Origin of the sequence: Sphingomonas rhizophila, from assembly GCF_014396585.1 — a bacterium.
GTDB classification, from domain to species: Bacteria; Pseudomonadota; Alphaproteobacteria; order Sphingomonadales; family Sphingomonadaceae; genus Sphingomicrobium; species Sphingomicrobium rhizophilum.
Window position 1 is genome coordinate 2,490,725 of the sequence record NZ_CP060717.1, and the last position, 17,767, is coordinate 2,508,491.

At 66.2% G+C, this 17,767-nt stretch carries 16 protein-coding genes and 1 pseudogene; 10 read left to right on the top strand and 7 right to left on the bottom strand.

Annotated elements, in window-relative coordinates:
• Position 1: 1 nt before the first annotated feature.
• Complete coding sequence (locus H9L12_RS12745) at positions 2–1,384, top strand: HlyD family type I secretion periplasmic adaptor subunit (protein WP_187542038.1); 1,383 nt, start codon at positions 2–4, stop codon at positions 1,382–1,384.
• Here the strand turns inward: H9L12_RS12745 and H9L12_RS12750 are convergent.
• Positions 1,381–2,504: pseudogene (locus H9L12_RS12750) on the bottom strand (BaiN/RdsA family NAD(P)/FAD-dependent oxidoreductase). The gene H9L12_RS12745 and the pseudogene H9L12_RS12750 sit on opposite strands and share 4 nt — an antisense overlap.
• Before the next feature lie 327 nt (positions 2,505–2,831).
• Between H9L12_RS12750 and trpD the strand changes: the two are divergent.
• The 5 genes from trpD (at position 2,832) to H9L12_RS12775 (ending at position 7,652) form a co-directional block, all read left to right on the top strand.
• Entirely contained in the window at positions 2,832–3,908 is a 1,077-nt protein-coding gene (trpD, locus tag H9L12_RS12755) for an anthranilate phosphoribosyltransferase (protein WP_187542039.1), read from the top strand.
• Positions 3,901–5,280: a bifunctional indole-3-glycerol-phosphate synthase TrpC/phosphoribosylanthranilate isomerase TrpF gene (gene trpCF / locus H9L12_RS12760; RefSeq protein WP_187542040.1), complete on the top strand. Its 1,380-nt coding sequence runs from the start codon at positions 3,901–3,903 to the stop codon at positions 5,278–5,280. Before trpD ends, trpCF begins: the two co-directional genes overlap by 8 nt.
• Entirely contained in the window at positions 5,270–6,460 is a 1,191-nt protein-coding gene (gene trpB / locus H9L12_RS12765; protein ID WP_187543297.1) for a tryptophan synthase subunit beta, read from the top strand. The genes trpCF and trpB overlap by 11 nt, the downstream gene beginning before the upstream one ends.
• Complete coding sequence (gene trpA / locus H9L12_RS12770; protein ID WP_187542041.1) at positions 6,457–7,290, top strand: tryptophan synthase subunit alpha; 834 nt, start codon at positions 6,457–6,459, stop codon at positions 7,288–7,290. The genes trpB and trpA overlap by 4 nt, the downstream gene beginning before the upstream one ends.
• Positions 7,291–7,445: 155 nt before the next feature.
• Positions 7,446–7,652: a cold-shock protein gene (locus H9L12_RS12775; protein ID WP_187542042.1), complete on the top strand. Its 207-nt coding sequence runs from the start codon at positions 7,446–7,448 to the stop codon at positions 7,650–7,652.
• Positions 7,653–7,693: 41 nt separating this feature from the next.
• Here the strand turns inward: H9L12_RS12775 and H9L12_RS12780 are convergent, their stop codons facing one another.
• Complete coding sequence (locus H9L12_RS12780; RefSeq protein WP_187542043.1) at positions 7,694–8,689, bottom strand: adenosine kinase; 996 nt, start codon at positions 8,687–8,689, stop codon at positions 7,694–7,696.
• Positions 8,690–8,788: 99 nt separating this feature from the next.
• Between H9L12_RS12780 and H9L12_RS12785 the strand changes: the two genes are divergently transcribed.
• On the top strand, positions 8,789–9,136 hold the full coding sequence (locus H9L12_RS12785) for a hypothetical protein (protein WP_187542044.1): 348 nt from the start codon (positions 8,789–8,791) through the stop codon (positions 9,134–9,136).
• On the opposite strand, the gene queG is transcribed toward H9L12_RS12785, so the two are convergent.
• Genes queG through H9L12_RS12805 form a run of 4 tightly spaced genes read right to left on the bottom strand, consistent with a single transcriptional unit; the run spans position 9,133 to position 12,855 of the window.
• The gene (gene queG / locus H9L12_RS12790) at positions 9,133–10,167 is read right to left on the bottom strand and encodes a tRNA epoxyqueuosine(34) reductase QueG (protein ID WP_246450421.1); all 1,035 of its coding nucleotides are present in this window, start codon (positions 10,165–10,167) and stop codon (positions 9,133–9,135) included. The two genes, H9L12_RS12785 and queG, sit on opposite strands and share 4 nt — an antisense overlap.
• Before the next feature lie 35 nt (positions 10,168–10,202).
• A complete protein-coding gene (locus H9L12_RS12795; protein WP_187542046.1) occupies positions 10,203–10,943 on the bottom strand; it encodes an isocitrate lyase/PEP mutase family protein in 741 nt (246 codons plus the stop codon).
• Between the two features lie 19 nt (positions 10,944–10,962).
• Positions 10,963–11,769 (bottom strand): LytR/AlgR family response regulator transcription factor, encoded by an 807-nt coding sequence (locus H9L12_RS12800; protein WP_187542047.1) that lies wholly within the window; start codon positions 11,767–11,769, stop codon positions 10,963–10,965.
• Positions 11,770–11,772: 3 nt separating this feature from the next.
• Positions 11,773–12,855 (bottom strand): sensor histidine kinase, encoded by a 1,083-nt coding sequence (locus H9L12_RS12805; RefSeq protein WP_187543298.1) that lies wholly within the window; start codon positions 12,853–12,855, stop codon positions 11,773–11,775.
• Between the two features lie 249 nt (positions 12,856–13,104).
• On the opposite strand from H9L12_RS12805, the gene H9L12_RS14260 reads away from it, so the two are divergent.
• The 3 genes from H9L12_RS14260 to H9L12_RS12815 all read left to right on the top strand — a co-directional run bounded on the left by H9L12_RS14260 (position 13,105) and on the right by H9L12_RS12815 (position 17,454).
• Positions 13,105–13,704: a gluzincin family metallopeptidase gene (locus H9L12_RS14260; protein WP_343060405.1), complete on the top strand. Its 600-nt coding sequence runs from the start codon at positions 13,105–13,107 to the stop codon at positions 13,702–13,704.
• A gap of 8 nt (positions 13,705–13,712) precedes the next feature.
• The gene (locus H9L12_RS12810; RefSeq protein WP_343060406.1) at positions 13,713–15,017 is read left to right on the top strand and encodes a M1 family metallopeptidase; all 1,305 of its coding nucleotides are present in this window, start codon (positions 13,713–13,715) and stop codon (positions 15,015–15,017) included.
• A gap of 121 nt (positions 15,018–15,138) precedes the next feature.
• The gene (locus tag H9L12_RS12815; protein WP_187542048.1) at positions 15,139–17,454 is read left to right on the top strand and encodes a putative bifunctional diguanylate cyclase/phosphodiesterase; all 2,316 of its coding nucleotides are present in this window, start codon (positions 15,139–15,141) and stop codon (positions 17,452–17,454) included.
• On the opposite strand, the gene H9L12_RS12820 is transcribed toward H9L12_RS12815, so the two are convergent.
• A complete protein-coding gene (locus H9L12_RS12820) occupies positions 17,455–17,730 on the bottom strand; it encodes a hypothetical protein (RefSeq protein WP_187542049.1) in 276 nt (91 codons plus the stop codon).
• Between the last annotated feature and the right edge of the window lie 37 nt (positions 17,731–17,767).

The following is a 17,767-nucleotide window of genomic DNA, read 5'->3' on the forward strand; positions in this document are numbered from 1 at the left end:
CATGATCGAGCGCCGCGGCGGCGCGGGTTTTCCATCCCGGCACCGGCAGGTGTCGCTCTCGCCAGTGACCAATCTTCACGCGGCGACCGAGCCCGATGGTGACATCAAGATCGGCCTGATCATCGCAGGCCTCTTTTTCGTCCTGTTCCTTGGCTGGGCGGCGATCGCGCGTCTCGATGCCGTTGCGATGGCGCCGGGCAAGCTGGTGGTGGCGGGGGAACGCCAGTCCATCCAGCACCGCGAAGGCGGGGTTATCGCCCAGATCGCGGTCAAGGAGGGGCAGCGTGTCGAGAAGGGACAGGTCCTCATCCGGCTTGCCGGCGCCGATGTTCGCGCGCAGGAACGCGCCATTGCCGGCCAGGCGATCTCGCTCCTTGCCCAGCGTGCCCGGTTGCGCGCCGAACAGTCGGGCAGCGGCCGGATCGCGCCGCCGGCCGAATTCGCCGCGCTGACGGGCGAGGACCGGCTCGACGCGGATCGGGCGATGCGCCTGCAGCTGTCGCAGCTGCGCACGCGAAGCGCGGTGCTCAACGCCCAGCAGAGCGTGCTTGGCCAGCGCACTGCCCAGGCGTCGAGCCAGGGCCAGGGCTACAGCCGCCAGGTTGTCGCCATCGACGAACAGTTGAAGCTGATCGACGACGAACTGAACAGCCTGCGCTCGGTCGCCGAAAAGGGTTTCGTGTCGATCAACCGGGTGCGCGCACTCGAACGGGCCAAGGCCGACCTCCAGGGGCAACGCGGGCAATATCTGGCGACCGTCGCCTCGTCCGGCAGCCAGGCCGGTGAGAGCCGTCTCGAAATCCTCCAGGCCCGCAGCAGCTACTACGAACGCGTCGCCAGCGACCTGCGCGACGTCGAGGCGTCACTTGCGGACGCCATGCCGAAATGGGAGGCCGCCCGCGACCAGCTCAATCGGGTCGACATCCGTGCCCCGGTCAGCGGCACGGTGACCGGCCTGCTCGTCTTCACCCCGGGCGGCGTCATCACGCCAGGCCAGAAGCTGATGGATATCGTTCCGGACCGCGTCCCGCTGACCATCGAGGGGAAGGTGTCGCCCAACGACGCCGACGACATTGGGCCGGGACAACTCGCTTACGTCCGCTTCTTCACCCTGCACGAACGGTCGCTTCCTGCATTGAAGGGAAAGGTCACCCGCCTTTCGGCCGACGCGTTCACCGATGAACGGACCGGCGAGACCTTCTACACCGCGTCGGTCTCGGTGCCCTTGGACGAGATCAACAAGGTCCATGAGCTTCGCGGTCCGCACACGCTTCGTGCCGGCATTCCGGTCAGCATCGAGATTCCATTGCGCAAGCGGACGGCGTTGCAATATGCGTTCGAGCCGCTGAGCGGCGCGATCCGACGGTCTTTCACCGAGAACTAAAGGGCCTCGCCGGCCGCCACTCCGCTGGCCCAGGCCCATTGGAAGTTGTAGCCGCCGAGCCAGCCGGTTACGTCGACCGCCTCGCCGATGACGTACAGGCCAGGCACCCGGGTGGCGGCCATCGTGCGGCTATTGAGTTCGGCAGTCGAGACGCCGCCGACGGTCACCTCGGCCTTGGCGTAACCTTCGCTGCCGTTGGGTGTGAAGATCCAGCGCCGAAGCCGGGCTTCTGCGTCGTTGAGCGCACGGTCGCCAAGACCACCAAGCGCACCGCGGACGCCGATCTTGTCGCACAATGTTTCCGCCAGCCGCGTCGGCAGCGCCTGCTCAAGCTGGCGGAGGATCGATCGTCGCGGATCGTCACGCTTTGCGGCCGCCAGCCAGCCGGGTGGCGCATCGGGCAGGAAGTCCACCGCGATCGGCTCACCGTTTCGCCAATAGCTCGAAACCTGCAGGATCGACGGGCCCGACAGGCCGCGGTGGGTGAACAGCGCCGCCTCGCGAAACGGCGGTCCGTGCGCGGCGGTCGCGACGACTTCGGTAGCGACGCCCGACAAGGTTTTGAACAGCGCTTCATCCCCGACAGGGTGAGCGGCACCAGCGCCGGGCGCGGTTCAACCAGTTTCAGGCCTAATTGCTTGGCCGTCCGATAGGCAAAATCGCTGGCGCCAAGCTTCGGGATCGACGGTCCGCCGGTGGCGATGACAAGGGAGGGCGCCCCGGCGGATCGGGTCGGGGTCTCGACCCTGAAGCCATCGCCGTCCCGGCCCACCGACGCGCCCTCGCCAAGCCACAGCGTCACGCCGGCGGCGGCGCATTCGCCCCACAGCATGTCGACGATCTGCCGGGCCGAGCCGTCACAGAATAATTGGCCCAGCGTCTTTTCGTGCCAAGCAATGCCGTGGCGTTCGACCAGGTCGAGGAAGTCGCGCGGCGCATAGCGGGCGAGCGCCGACTTCATGAAATGCGGGTTGGCCGACAGGAAGCGGTCGGGTGCGGTATGGATGTTAGTGAAGTTGCACCGGCCGCCGCCGGAGATGAGGATCTTCTTTCCCGGCGCGTCGGCGTGGTCGACCAGCAGCACTCGCCGGCCGCGCTGGCCGGCGATTCGCGCGGCCATCAGGCCGGCGGCGCCCGCGCCGAGGATGATCGCATCGAACCGTTCCACCCGCGCGCTCAAGACGCCGGTTGCGCACGCGTCAAGCGCGACAATGGGGCGGACCCGTACTGCTTGACACTTTGCGGTACCGCCGCGATGCTTGGCCGATGATCAGCGCGACCCTTTCTTCGACCCTCGGCAATGCCGGCCTGTGGTGGTGGTCGTGCACGCTTTCGGCGGCGCGATGGCGCGGCTGGTGACCCTTTAGCGGACCGCCAACCGACGACCCGAAGCCCGCCCACCGGCGGGCTTTTTTATTGCCTGAATTCGCCGAAGCGAGAGATGATCATGATCCAGCAAGCCGCCACCGTCCTGACCCTGCAGCCCGATCCCGCCGCGTTCGAGGATCATGGTCCGGTCCCCAATCCCCTACCCAAGCTGCTGGCAGGGGAAGACCTCACCAGCGAGGAAAGCCAGCACCTGTTCGAACGGCTGGTCATCGGCAAGCTCGAACCGGCCGAAATCGCCGGCATGCTGATCGCGCTGCGCATGAAAGGCGAAACCAGCGAGGAGATGATCGGCGCAGCCCATGCTCTGTCGGCCGCTGCAACCCCGTTCGAACGACCCGACTATCTGTACGCAGACTGCTGCGGCACCGGCGGCGACGGCAGCGGGCTGATCAACGTGTCGACCGCGGCGGCCTTCGTCGCGGCCGCGGCCGGACTTCCCATCGCCAAGCATGGCAACCGCAGCGTCAGCTCGCGGTGCGGATCGGCCGATGTCCTGGAAGCCGTCGGTGTCAAGGTGGAGCTCAGTCCCGCCGCCGCGCGGGCTGCTTTGGACGACACGGGCTTCTGCTTCCTGTTTGCCCCCGCCTACCACCCCGGAATGAAGCACGCGGCGCTGGTCCGCCGACAATTATCGGTTCGAACGGTCATGAATTTGCTGGGACCGTGCATCAATCCGTCCCGTCCGCCCGTACAGTTGCTGGGCGTCGCCGATCCGCGCATGCTGCGGCGGATTGCGCAGACGCTCGATGCGGTCGGAGTGAAGGAGGCGCTGGTGGTGCATGGTTCGGGACTGGATGAACTGGCACTCCACGCCGAATCGCGGGCGATCCGCTTGTCGAACGGGCAGATGACGGAACTGGAACTGGCCCCGGAGGACGCCGGCCTGGTCCGCGCGCCGCTCAGCGTGGTCACCGGTGGTGACGCGGATGAGAACGGCGCCCGGCTACGCAGCCTGCTCGACGGCAAGGGCGAGCAGGCGGACAACGACATCGTCATCTTCAACACTGCCGCGCTGCTGCTGACCGCGGGCAAGGCGTCGAGCCTGAAGGATGCGGCGGGGCAGGCGCGGGAGGCACTGCTGACCGGCGCCGGCGGCCGGGTCCTCGATCGCTACGCGGAGGCCAGTCATGGCTGATGTGCTTGCCCGGATCGTCGCTCGCAAACGGGCCGAAGTCGCGGCACGGCTTGACGGTCCGGTTCCGTCCGACCCGACCCCGCGCAGCCTTCGCGCGGCCCTGTCTCGGCCGGGTGCCCGCTTCATCATGGAATATAAGCGCGCATCGCCTTCCGGCCATCGCAGCGCCGTCACCATTGCGGAGGCGGTGGCAGCCTACGCGCCGGTCACCGACGCCATCAGTGTATTGACGGACGGTGAGGATTTCGGCGGTTCGCTTGGTGACCTCAGGGCGGTTCGCCAGCGGTTCGGCGGGCCGATCCTAGCGAAGGATTTCATCGTCGATCCCGCGCAGGTCAGCGAAGCCCGGGCCGCTGGTGCTGACGCCGTGCTGGCGATGATGTCGGTGCTCGACGACCACGCGGCGGTCGCGGTCATGGCGGAAGCGGCGCGACTGGCGATGGAGGTGATCGTGGAGGTCCATGACGAAATTGAATTGCAGCGCGCCGTGGCGCTTGGGGCGTCGATCGTTGGGATCAACAATCGCGACCTCAAGACGCTGAGAACCGACTTGGCGGTGACCGAGCGACTGGCGCCGCTGATCCCTCGTGGCATCATCGCGATCGCCGAATCGGGCATCGCGACCCGCGGCGATGTCGAGCGGCTTTCCCCCCTGGTCGATGCGTTCCTGGTCGGCTCCTCGCTGATGGCGGCACCCGATATCGCGCAGGCGGCGCGGGCGATGGTGCATGGTCGCGTCAAGCTGTGTGGATTGACCCGGATCGAGGACGTCGCGCTGGCAGGCCGGGCGGGCGCCAGCCATGCCGGGCTGGTCATGGTGCCCGGCACGCCGCGCGCCGTGGGCGTCGGTGAAGCCCGCGCGCTGGCGATGACGGCGAGCGAAATGGGCATGAAGACGGTCGGCGTGTTTCGCGGCGCCGGCGCCGACGAGGTGGCCCGGGCGGTCGAGGCGCTGCGGCTCGACGCGGTACAGCTCCATGGCGAGGAGGATGAAGCGGCGCTCGCGGCGCTTCGAGCGCGCTTGCCCAAGAAAACGGAATTGTGGGCCGTATGCGGGGTCAGCGCGTCGCGAGTCCCACCCGGCCGGACCGGCGCCGACCGCACTTTGTTCGATACGGTCCGCGACGGGCAAAGCGGCGGCACCGGCACCGCTTTCGATTGGTCGCTGCTCGACGGGCGTGAGGACCTTAGGAACGCCGTCATCGCCGGCGGGATCGGGCCGGCCAATGCCCGTGCGGCGGCCAGCCTTGGCGCCCATGCGATCGACGTGAACTCGGGTGTCGAGGAAGCGCCCGGACGCAAGGACCGCGGCAAGGTCGAGGCCTTGTTCGCCGCGCTCCGTCCCAGGACGCGGGGTGACCATGAAGCTTGATGGACGATTCGGCCGCTTCGGCGGCGCCTATGTTCCCGAGATACTCGTCCCCGCGCTCGAGCAGCTCGAGGCGGCGTTTCTCGACGCCCAGGAAGACGATGCATTCCGCGTCGAGCTCGACGGGCTGCTGACCACCTATGCCGGAAGGCCGACGCCGCTGACCCGCTGCCGCAACCTGGGCGCGGGACGAGCGCGAATCTACCTGAAGCGCGAGGATTTGCTTCACGGCGGCGCGCACAAAACCAACCAGGTCCTAGCCCAGGGACTGCTCGCCAGGCGGATGGGCAAGACGCGGCTGATCGCCGAAACGGGCGCCGGGCAGCATGGCGTGGCGACGGCACTGGCCGGTGCCCTGTTCGGGCTTCGGACACGGATCTACATGGGCGCCGACGACGTCGAGCGGCAGCAGCTCAACGTCTTCCGGATGGAGCTGATGGGCGCGGAGGTGGTGCCCGTCACCTCCGGCGGGCGGACGTTGAAGGATGCGGTCAATGAGGCGCTGCGCGACTGGACCGCCAGCTTTGCCGACACGCACTATCTGCTCGGCACGGTCGCCGGACCTCACCCTTTTCCGCTGATGGTGCGCGAATACCAGCGCGTCATCGGCAAGGAAGCGCGCGAGCAAATCCTCGACGTCGAGGGGCGCTTGCCCGACGCCGTCATCGCCTGCGTCGGTGGTGGTTCCAACGCGATCGGCCTGTTCAGCGACTTCGTCGGCGATGGGGGAGTCGAGATCATCGGCGTCGAGGCGGCGGGCAAGGGCCTGTCGGGGCGTGATCATGGCGCGACGCTCCAGAAAGGGCGGCTCGGCATCCTCCACGGGTGCGAGACCCTCGTGCTCCAGGACGAGGACGGCCAGATCGAGGACACCTGGTCGGTCAGCGCGGGCCTCGATTATCCCGCGGTCGGGCCGGAACATGCGCATCTGCAGGACATCGGCCGGGCCCGCTACGTCGGCGTCGAGGATGATGACGCGCTGTCGGCGTTCCAGGCGCTGGCGCGATCGGAAGGGATCGTCGGTGCGTTCGAAAGCTGCCACGCACTCGCCCACGCGCTGAAGCTGGCGGAAGAACGTGACGACGATCCGATCCTGCTCGTCAACCTGTCCGGGCGCGGCGACAAGGACGTTGCCCAGGCGCAGCATCTGGTTGGCGGCAAGCGCCTGAAGGCCGTGGCATGACCCGCTACGCCGCCATGTTCGATCGCTGCCGGGAGGCCGGCGAAGGGGCATTCGGCGCGTTCCTGATGCTTGGCGACCCCGACCTCGATCGAAGCGCGCTGGCGCTCGAGGCGCTGGTCGCGGGCGGAGCTGACATGCTGGAACTTGGCATCCCGTTTAGTGATCCGGTTGCCGACGGACCGGTCATCCAAGCCGCTGCTGAACGCGCGCTTCGTGCCGGCGTGCGGGTTGCCGACTGCTTCGACCTCATCGCCGGATTGAGGGCCCGCCACCCGGATATTCCTATCGGCATCCTGACCTACGCCAACATCGCGGTGGCGCGCGGTCTTGATCAATTCACAGGCGATCTTGCCATTGCGGGGGTCGACAGCCTGCTGGTCGCCGATGTTCCCAGCCTTGAAGCACCGCGCTTTTCCGCGGCAGCACGGACCGCCGGGCTCGACCTCGTCATGATCGCCGCACCCAACACGCCGGCCTCGGCGCTGGCCCGCATCGCGGAGCTATCGTCAGGCTATACCTATTGCGTCGCCCGCGCCGGCGTCACCGGCGCGGACCAGCAACTCGCGCTCGATCATGGCTCGCTCTTCGAAGCGCTCGACCGGGCAGGTGCACCGCCGCCTGTGCTGGGGTTCGGCATTGCAACGCCAGCCCATGTTCATGAAGCCCTCGCCAGCGGCGCGGCGGGCGTCATTTCCGGTTCCGCCATCGTTAGCCGCTTGGCGAAGGGAGCGTCGCCGGCCGAGCTCGAAGCCTTCGTTTACGAGATGAAAAATGCGACGCGCGGGACCGTCGCTCACCCTATCCGAATGACTGGTCAGGCACTCGCCTGATCGGGCGCGGTTTGTGTTTTGCAGGCAAAGGGCGCACAAGGGCCACGCTATCAGTCGCTTTGGACGGTCTTTGGTGCTCAGCGGCTCCTCATTCCTCTCTCTCGCCTCTCCTAGCGTTGGCCGCCGATGATCGGCGGTCCAGAAGGAATGACATCATGATTACCGGAACCGTGAAATTCTTTAATGCCGACAAGGGCTACGGCTTTATCCAGCCGGAGGACGGCACTGGCGACGCCTTCGTTCACATCAGCGCCGTGGAGGCCGCCGGCCTTCGCACGCTCGATCGCGACCAGCGCGTCCAGTACGAAGTCCAGGACGACGGCCGCGGCCGTTCGAGCGCCGTCAACGTCCAGGTTGCGTAACGTCCGGACGCTCCCCGTCGTAAGGGCGGGGAGCTTTCGACCTATTTGATCAAATCGCCGGCCAGGACCCTCAGGTCCTTTTCCGGCCTCGCCCCATAGTGCTGGATGACCTCGGCGGCGGCGATGGCGCCAAGCCGAAGCGACGTTTCCAGATCGAGCCCGCGGGCAACGCCGGCAAGAAAGCCTGACGCGAACAGGTCGCCCGCGCCGGTCGTATCGACCAGCCGCTCGATCGGTTCGGCCGGAACGTCGACACGCTCCCCGCCGCGAATGGCGATCGCGCCTTTTTCACTTCGGGTCACGACCAGCGTCGGCACCTTCGCCGCGAAGGTCGCGACCGCCGCCTCGAAGTCGGACGTGCCGCCCATCTCGCCGATCTCGGCTTCGTTGGCGAACAGGATGTCGATCTTCCCCTCGTCGATCAGGCGGAGGAAATCGGCGCGATGGCGGCTGATGCAGAAGCTGTCGGACAGCGTGAAGGCAACCTTTCGGCCAGCGCCACGCGCGATCTCGATTGCCGCTTCCATGGCCGCCCGCGGAACTTCCGGATCCCACAGATAGCCTTCGAGGTAGACGATGGCGGCGTCGGCGACGGCCTCGATGTCGAACGCCTCGCGCGACAGTTTCTGGGCGGCGCCAAGGAAGGTGTTCATCGTCCGCTGCGCATCGGGCGTGACCAGGATCAGGCAGCGCGCCGTCGCACCGACGTCGCCGCGCGGAGTGACCAGAAAATCGATGCCCTGCGACTCGATGTCATGCTTGTAGATATCGCCCAGCTCGTCACTGGCGACCTGCCCGATGAACCCGGTGCGGATGCCGAGTGCGGCCAAGCCCGCGGCAGTGTTGCCGGCCGATCCGCCGCTGATCTCGCGGCCCGGTCCCATCAGGCCATAAAGCCGCACCGCCTCCGCCTCGTCGATCAGGCGCATTGATGCCTTGTCGAGGCCCTGTTCGGCCAGGAATGCGTCGTCGGCATTGGCGATCACATCGACGATGGCATTGCCGATCGTCAGCACCTCGAGGCGGGGGGCGGTCATGGGGTCATCCTGCAAATCATCGGGAAGGCGGCCCGCCTAGCCGCGCACTCGGTTTGCGGCAAGCTTGCCAGCCACGATCGGCGGCGGCACAGTCTGTCGATGCGTCGCCTGCTGATCACCCTGCCGCTGTTCGTAGCGGCCTGTACCGCTCCTCGTCCCGTCGTCGAGACGCCCAAGCCCGCTGAACAGGTACCGGCGCAGCGTGGGGACCTGATTGGGCTTTCCACCGAAGAAATCGGGGTCCGCTTCGGCCGCCCCGATCTGACCGTGGCGGAAGGCCCTGGAACGAAGGTCCAGTACCGGTCGCGGAGCTGCGTCCTCGACCTCTACCTTTACGTCGCGCCCAGCGGGCAGGGGGCGCCGCGCGTGACCCATGTCGATGCAAGGACGCCTGCGGGCGACGTCACCGACATCGCGGGCTGCGAAGCGGCGATCGACGCCCGCTAGGGGAGGCGTACCATCGCCCAGTGCGCGGCGTCGGCGACCACCGGATTCCCACTGCCAAGGTGCGCTTCGACCGCGGGCCGGAGGGCAGCATCGCCGCTGTTGCCAGCGGCAATCAGGCAGTTGCGGATCATCCGGTCGACCCCGATCCGCTTGATCGGCGAGCCCGAGAACATTTCCCGGAACGACGCATCGTCGAGCCGGAGGAGGTCGGCGAGCCGCGGTGCGGCCAATTCGGCGCGGGGCAGGAAGGCCTGATTGGCGCTGGCCGCGTCGGCGAAGCGGTTCCACGGGCACACCGCCAGGCAGTCGTCGCAGCCGTAGATACGGTTGCCGATCGCCTCGCGAAACTCGACCGGGATCGGGCCGGCATGCTCGATGGTAAGGTAGGAGATGCAGCGCCGGGCATCGAGCTGGCGCGGGGCGACGATGGCGGCAGTAGGACAGGCGTCGATGCATCGGGTGCAGCTGCCGCAGTGTTCGACGGCCGGGGCATCGGGAGCAAGGTCGAGCGTCGTGTAGATGATTCCGAGGAAGAACCAGTTCCCATGGTCGCGGCTCAGCAGGTTGGTATGCTTGCCCTGCCAGCCGATACCGGCCGCCGCGGCAAGCGGCTTTTCCATCACCGGAGCGGTGTCGACGAACACCTTGAGCTGGCAGCCTTCACTGTCGGCGAGCCAACGCCCGAGCACCTTCAGCCCCTTCTTGACCGTCTTGTGGTAGTCGCCGCCCTGGGCATAGACCGAGACGCGGCCACGCGACCGCTCTTCGGCCAGCGCGAGCGGATCGGTCGGGGGCGCATAGCTCATCGCCAGCGCGATCAGGCTTCGAGCCTCCGGCCACAGCCCTTGCGGCGAAGCGCGCTGCTCGGCGCGGTCCTCGATCCAGCCCATCTCGCCGTGATGGCCGGCCGCGATCCATGCGCGCAGGCCCTCGCCGGCATGGGGCGCGGCATCGGCGCGCGCGAAGCCGCAGGCGATAAAACCTAGTTCCGCCGCCTTGTCGCGGATGCGCTGTTCGAGCGAGACCGTCACGCCCGCGCCCCTAGCAGGCGCAGGCCGGCGCGGCATCAGTTGATCGCGGCGCGCGCGGCTTCTTCCAGCTGTTTCATCAGCGCCCGGTGCGGGAACGGCCCGTGGCTGATGCGCGCGATTCCGGCGGCAATCCATTCCGACTTCGGCGGCGCGCCGGGAAAGGCGATCGCGTTGAGCGGCAACGGCACCTCGCGCACGACGCGCTCGATGTGGCGCGGGTCCGCGATACGCGGGACGAAGAAGCCGCTGGCCCCGGCGTCGGCGAAGGCCTTGCCGCGCTCGATCACCTGGTCGAACAGCGCGTCGTCGTGGGTGTCGTTCTTGATCAGCAAGTCGGTGCGCGCGTTGATGAAGAACTGGTCGCCCACTGCCTCGCGAATGGCGCGGATACGCTCTACCTGCCGGTCCAGCGGATGGATGCCTTCGCCTCCGACGACCTGGTCCTCGAAGTTGCAGCCGACCGCACCGGTTTCGGCGAGCCTCGCGACATTGCCGGCGCCTTCGGCGGGACCGGTGGAGTAGGCACCCTCGAAATCGACGGAAAGCGGCAGGTCGACCGCCGCCATGATCCGCCGCGCATTGTCGAAGACGTGTTCGAGGGGGACGTTGTGCGCGTCGCCATAGCCGCTGGCGTCGCCGACCGGGTGGCTGCCGGTGGCCAGCGCCTTCGCCCCGGCCGCGGCCACGGCAACGGCGCTGCCCGGGTCCCAGATATTGTACAGGACGATCGGATCGCCCGGCACATGGAGCGCGGCGAATTCCTCGAACTTGCTCATTGCCGTGCGCTCCCGTGCCTTAGTGAACGAATCTCGCGACCACGTCGCGATAGCTGCGGCTGACCTTCACCTGCGCACCGCTGTCCAGCACCAGGAAACATTCGCCGTTGGTGTGCGGCTTGACCTGCTTGACCAGGTCGAGGTTGACGATGGTCGAGCGGTGAACGCGCTGGAAGCGGCGCGGGTCGAGCCGCTTTTCCAGGTCCTTCATCGTTTCGCGAAGGATCAGCGTGTTGTCGCCGGTCTGGATGCACATGTAATCGCCGGCGGCGTCGATCCGCTCGATCGTGTCGACATCGACGCGGAAAATCTGGCCCTGGTCGCGGATGTTGATCATCTTTTCGAAGCGGCTGGAGGCGGGTCCCTCGCCGGCGCTTTCACCAGCCAGCGTCTCGGCTGCCTCGGGCGCATGCTCGACCAGCGCTTCCTTCAGCCGCTCGGCCTCCTCGACGCCTCGCTTCTCGGCCAGGCGCTGGCGGACCCGGTCGAGCGTCCCCGCGAGCCGGTCCTCGTCGACCGGCTTCATGAGGTAATCGACCGCCTGCGCCTCGAACGCGCGAAGCGCATGGTCGCCGAAGGCGGTGACGAACACGAACAGGGGGGGCTCGACCTCCATCAGGCCCTGAACGACCGAGAATCCGTCGAAGCCCGGCATCTGGATGTCGAGGAACACGAGGTCCGGCTTGTGGGTCTTGATCGCGCGGATTGCCTCGCGGCCGTTGGCGGCGGTGGCGACCACCTCGACGTCCTCGTGGGCCTCCAGCCGAAGCATCAGGCCCTGGGTCGCCAGCGGCTCGTCGTCGACGAGGATGGTACGAATGGTCATCAATTATCCCTTGCTGTCCGCATCGAGCGGAATTTCGATAATAACGCTGAATCCCCCATGTTCGTTCGCCCGCGTCGAAAAGCCGTGTGCCGGGCCATAGGCCTGGTTCAGGCGATCCTGGATGTTGGGCAGCCCCACCCCTGTCGACTGGGCCGACACCAACCCGGCGCCCCCGCCCGGTCCGCTATCGGCGACTTCGATCCTCACCGCGCGTCCTTCCCGCGTGGCATTAATCCAGATATCCGCCCCCTGTTCCGACGGCGTCACCGCATATTTGATGGCATTTTCGACCAGCGGCTGAAGCAACAGCGAGGGCAGGCGGGCGCCGATCGTCTCTGCATCGATCCGGAAATGGGGCCTCAGGCGGTCCTCGAAACGCATCTTCTCGATCTCGAGGTACAGCTTCAGCGTCTCCACTTCCTGCGCGAGCGTGACCTGCGCGGTCGGTTCGTTGGCGAGCGTGTAGCGGAGGAACGAGGAAAGCCGCGCCAGCATCGCGTTGGCGCGCTCGGTCTGTTTCAGGAGGACGAGAGTGGAGATGCTGTTCAGCGTGTTGAACAGGAAGTGCGGATTGAGCTGGTAGCGGAGCATCGCCAATTGCGCGCTCGACGCTTGGCTCTCGAGGCGGGCGCGCTGGTCGATCTCTTCCTCGAGAAGCAGGTAATAGTTGATCCCATAATAGAGCGCCGACCATGCCGCGAGCAGCGAGAAATCGAGGATGATCGCGCCGAAGAATTCCACCCCGGCCGGTCGGGCGTCGGGCTTCAGGAACGTAGCGTAGCTCCACGTCTCGATGAACGAGAAAGCCGAGGAGGCAAGAGCGACTGTGCCGAGGCTGATGACCGCGGTCCACAGCGCCCGCATCACGATCAGGCGCCGGTAAAGCGAGGCCATCAGCAGCGTCAGCGAATAGCCGGTCGCCGTCAGCAGCAATGTGTGAACGATGAACATGACGCCCATCGAATTGGCCAGGCCGGACAGCGACCGCAGGAAGAAATAGCCCGCCCAGCCGAACGACTGGAGCACCCAGAAAGCGCGATTCTTGTCGTCGAAGAAGGGGCGGTCGAGGCCGACGCCTTCCAAGATCGGCTTGGCCGGTCCCTGCGGCTTCGACAGGATCGGGCGCTTGTCCGCCGCCGTCACCGCCGGCGCTTCGATCGGCGGCAGGGCGTCGTCGCCGGACAGGCGTGCGCCTTCAGTGGCCACGGTCGATGCTTCGGCTGGTCATTGCGGGTGAATATAGGGAGGTGGTCGCGCTAGGCCTAGTCCGATCGCCTCGCCCGCTTTGCGCATCGCTGTCGCCGGGGCTAGGACGGGCCCGAAGAGGAGTGTTTGATGGCAATTCGTTCGCTGATGGCCGCCGCGGCCCTGTTGCTTTCCGCCTGTCAGCAGGCCAGCGACACCGCTTCACCGCCGACGACTGCGTCGGCCGCCACCGTCGCGCCCATCCTCGATACGCCCGATGCGGCAGACGTTCATAGCTATGCAAAACCGCTGGAAGCGCGGGTAACCCACGTCGCGCTCGACCTGACGGTCGATTTCGCGGCCAAGCGCCTTGGCGGCACCGCGACGCTTGACGTTCTCGCCAAGCCGGGCGCGAAAAGCATCATCCTCGACGACAAGGGCTTCGAAATTGCCAAGGTCGCCGACCAGGACGGCAAGCCGCTGCCCTACAAGGTCGGCGCATCCGACGAAAATCTTGGCGCGCCTCTGGAAATTCAGCTGAACGGCGCAAAGAAAGTCGTCATTACCTATAAGTCGGCTCCCGACGCGGGCGCGCTGCAGTGGCTGTCGCCCGAACAGACCGCGGGAAGAAGCACCCCTATCTCTTCAGCCAGGGCCAGGCGATCGAGAATCGCAGCTGGATCCCGACGCAGGACTCCCCCGGCATTCGCCAAAGCTGGGAAGCCGTCATTCACGTTCCGAGTCCGCTGACCGCGGTGATGTCGGCGCCCAACGGCGGAATGCCGACGGCGGAAGGCAAGATGCGGGCCTTCAGCTTCCGGATGGACAATCCGGTCGCGCCCTACCTGATCGCCATCGCGGTGGGTGACCTCGCCTTCCGCCCGCTCGGACCGCGTACCGGCGTGTGGACCGAACCATCGATGCTCGATGCCGCCGCCAAGGAGCTCGAGGACACCGAAAAGATGGTGAGCGCCGCCGAGGCGCTCTACGGACCCTACCGCTGGGGCCGCTACGACATGATCGTTCTGCCGCCGTCCTTCCCGTTCGGCGGGATGGAAAATCCGACCCTGACCTTCCTGACACCGACCTTCATTGCCGGCGACAAGAGCCTGGTCAGCCTGATCGCTCACGAACTGGCGCACAGCTGGTCGGGCAACCTCGCAACCAATGCGACATGGAATGATTTCTGGCTCAACGAGGGAATGACGACCTACGCCGAGCGGCGGATCATCGAATCGATCTACGGCCCGAAGGTCGCCAAGCAACAAGTGGCGCTGGGCATCACCGCCATGAACGACGCGGTGACCGAAGCCGGCGGAGCGGCGTCGCTCGACAGCCGCCTGCACCTCGACCTCAAGGGCCGGCATCCCGACGATGGCCTGACCGACATTGCCTATGAAAAAGGAGCGGCGTTCCTGCGCATGCTCGAAGCGACCGCGGGGCGCGGAAAGTTCGATGCCTACCTCAAGGGTTGGTTCGAACGGCACAGCTTCCAGCCGGTCACCTCGGCGATGTTCCTGGCCGACCTTCGCCAGCATTTGATCAAGGGCGACAAGGCGCTCGAGGATCGCATGCAGCTCGACCAGTGGGTCTACCAGCCGGGCATCCCCGCCAATAGCGTCCCGGCCGATCCGCAAGCCTTCGCCGACGTCGACCAGGCAGTGAAGACGTTCACCGCGGGCGGAAGGGCGGACAGCGCGAAGTGGAACGGCTGGACCACCGACGAGCGGCTCCGCTTCCTCGATTCCATCTCGCCGAAGCAGCCGACCGAGCGCATGGCCGAACTCGACCGGGCCTTCGGCCTCAATGCCGTTCGCAACAACGAGGTGAAGTTCGCCTGGCTGACCATGGTCGTCGCCAATCGCTACGATCCGGGCATTCCGGCGCTCGAAGCGTTCCTCGGTTCGATCGGCCGCGGCAAGTTCGTCCGGCCGCTCTACACGTCGCTTTATTCCGATGCGTCATGGGGCAGGCCGATCGCGCAGCGTGTCTACGCCCGGTCGAAGTCGCTTTATCACCCGGTCGTGGGCCGCGACGTCGACAAGATCATGGCCGGGAAATAACCGCGATTAAGCGCAGGTAGCCGGTCAGCTTTAACTGCGCATAAACGCTCTTCGTCTATCCGGTCCGCTAGTTTCCAGCGAGTGGACCTGAATGTACGAAGCTCCGGATCGGTATAAGCGTATGATTTCCGCCCGCCTTCCGGGCGGGGAATCCCTGGGTCTCGTCCAGAATGGCGGGCGCGATGATGAGAGTGACTCGTCACTGCGCGACGTTCAGTTGATCGCCCGCGGTCATTTCGCGCCCTTCTTCGCTGGTGCCAACGTCTTTGCCGTCGTCCTCACCTCGCTCGCCCTGTGGGGTCATGTCCCGGCGATGTGGCTGTTGGGCTGGGCCGCGGCGATCGGCGGTGTCAATTTCGGTTCGTTGCAGTTGGCCCGTCACCAGGCAATCACCCATGTCGGGCGGTCTGGCCGGCGGGTGCCGCCGTGGCAGTTGATCGGCGATGTCCTGGTCCGCGCCGGGCTCTATCTCAGCCTGCCGGTCTTTTTCTTCTCCTCGCTTCCGGCCGATATCCAGATCATCACGGCCTCGTTGATGGCGGCGGTGGGTATCGCCGCGCTCGGCCTGGTCGTGATTCCGACCAGCGTATCGGTGTGGATGGCCTGCTTCGTCGGGGCGATCAGCTTCGTGCTGTTCAACGCGCGCGACGCTGTCCCCTATCAGCACATGCTGTCGATCGTCTTTACGATGGGCGTCGCTGTATTCGGTATCCACACCGTCGCGCGATGGGCCTTCCACCAGCTCCAGACCAACGCCGACGTGGGCTCGCAATCGGCCAGCGCCAGCCTGCTTCTGCAGGAATATGAGCAGCGCGGCGTGGGCTGGTTGTGGCAGGTCGATAGCGACAATCGGGTCACCTACATCTCCAGCCGCATGACCGCCCTGCTGGGCCGCCCGTCGTCGGCAATTCTCGGTCATTCGCTGCCCTCGCTTCTCGGCGGCCATGCTGAGCTTGGCCGCGTGCTGCTGGAAAAGCAGGCGTTCAACTCGCTCGAAATGGAATTGAAGACGGCGCGCGGACCGCGCTGGATTTCCATCGCGGGCGACCCGATCATCGATACCGCCGGCCGCTTCGAAGGCTTTCGCGGTGTCGGCAGTGACATCACCGAGGTTCGCCAAACCCAGGAGCGGCTGACCCATCTCGCCAACATGGATGTGCTTTCGGGTCTGCCCAATCGCGGCCGGGTCCGGCAGTTGCTCGGCGAATCGCTTCGTGTCGCGACCACGTCGAATGTGCCGTGCGCCATCATGTTTCTCGACCTCGACGGATTTAAACCGGTCAACGACACCTTCGGTCACCCGAAGGGCGACGCCGTGCTGCAAGCGGTGGCGAAGCGCCTGTGCGACGAAGTCAGCTCGGACGGGCATGTCGGCCGCATGGGTGGCGACGAGTTCGCGATCGTCATCACCGACGCCCAGTCCCGCCGCAAGGTCGAAGGCCTCGCCGACCGCATCATCAAGGCGATCGCCGAGCCGTACATGATCGACCAGACCGAAATCCGCATCGGGGTGTCGATCGGCTGCGCCTTCGGGCCGATCGACGGCGCGACGGTCGACGACCTGATCCTCAAGGCCGACCTGGCGCTCTACGAAGCCAAGGACGCAGGCCGCGGAGTCGCCAAATATTTCTCGGCCGAGCTCCAGAACGAGCAGGACGACCGCATCCGCCTGGAAACCGATTTGCGCAACGCCATCGCGGCGAAGCAATTCCACCTCGTCTTCCAGCCGCTGGTGTCGGCCAAGAACCAGAAGTTGATCGGTTTCGAGGCGCTGATCCGCTGGAACCACCCGCAGCGCGGGCTTGTCCCGCCGCCGGTGTTCATCCCGATCGCCGAAGAATGCGGCCTGATGATGCAGCTGGGCGAATGGGTCATCGAGGAGGCGATCCGTGCCACCGCGAGCTGGCCGGAGCCGATCACCGTCGCGCTCAACATCAGTCCGAAGCAGATCGTGCTTCCGTCGCTGCCCAACATGGTCAGCCAGGCGCTCGCCCGCCACAAGGTCGCCGGCAACCGGATCGAACTGGAAGTCACCGAAGGCGTCTTCCTCGGCGACGGCAGCCAGACGCTCGACGTCCTGAAGCGCCTGCGCGCCCTTGGCGTCGGGATCGCGCTCGACGATTTCGGCACCGGCTATTCGTCAATCGGCTATCTGAACAAGGCCGTCTTCCACAAGCTGAAGATCGACGGCAGCTTTGTCCGCGAAGCCGGTAGCCGACCGGAAAATATCGCCATCATCCAGTCGATCGTGCAGCTCGCCCGCTCGTTCCGGATGACCGTGACCGCCGAGGGGGTCGAGACTGCCGAAGATTTCGAGCGGATGCGCGACCTGGGTTGCGACACCATCCAGGGCTATCTGTTCGGCCGTCCCTTGAGCTACGAGCGCGCCAACCAGATGGTGCTCGGCCTCAGCGCGCAGCAGCGCAAGGCCGGCTGATTACCGGACGTTGTAGCGGGTCTGTAGAAAGCCGATCGCGGCTTTATATTCGTGCACCGTCACCCGCTGGTCACGGTCGGCATCCGCGATGTCGCGAAAGGCGGCAATCGCCGGCTGGGCCTCGAACATCGTCAGCCACCCGTCATGGTTGGAATCGAACTTGTCGAGCGCCCATGCCTTCAGGGCGGGATCTGACTCGACCAGTTCCGTTGCCTTGGGGTTGAGAGGGGCCGTGATCGGCGTGGCCTCTGCGGCAGCGTCCAGAGCGGTGAGCATCAACGCGATCATGCAAGGACAACGCGGGATCGCCCCG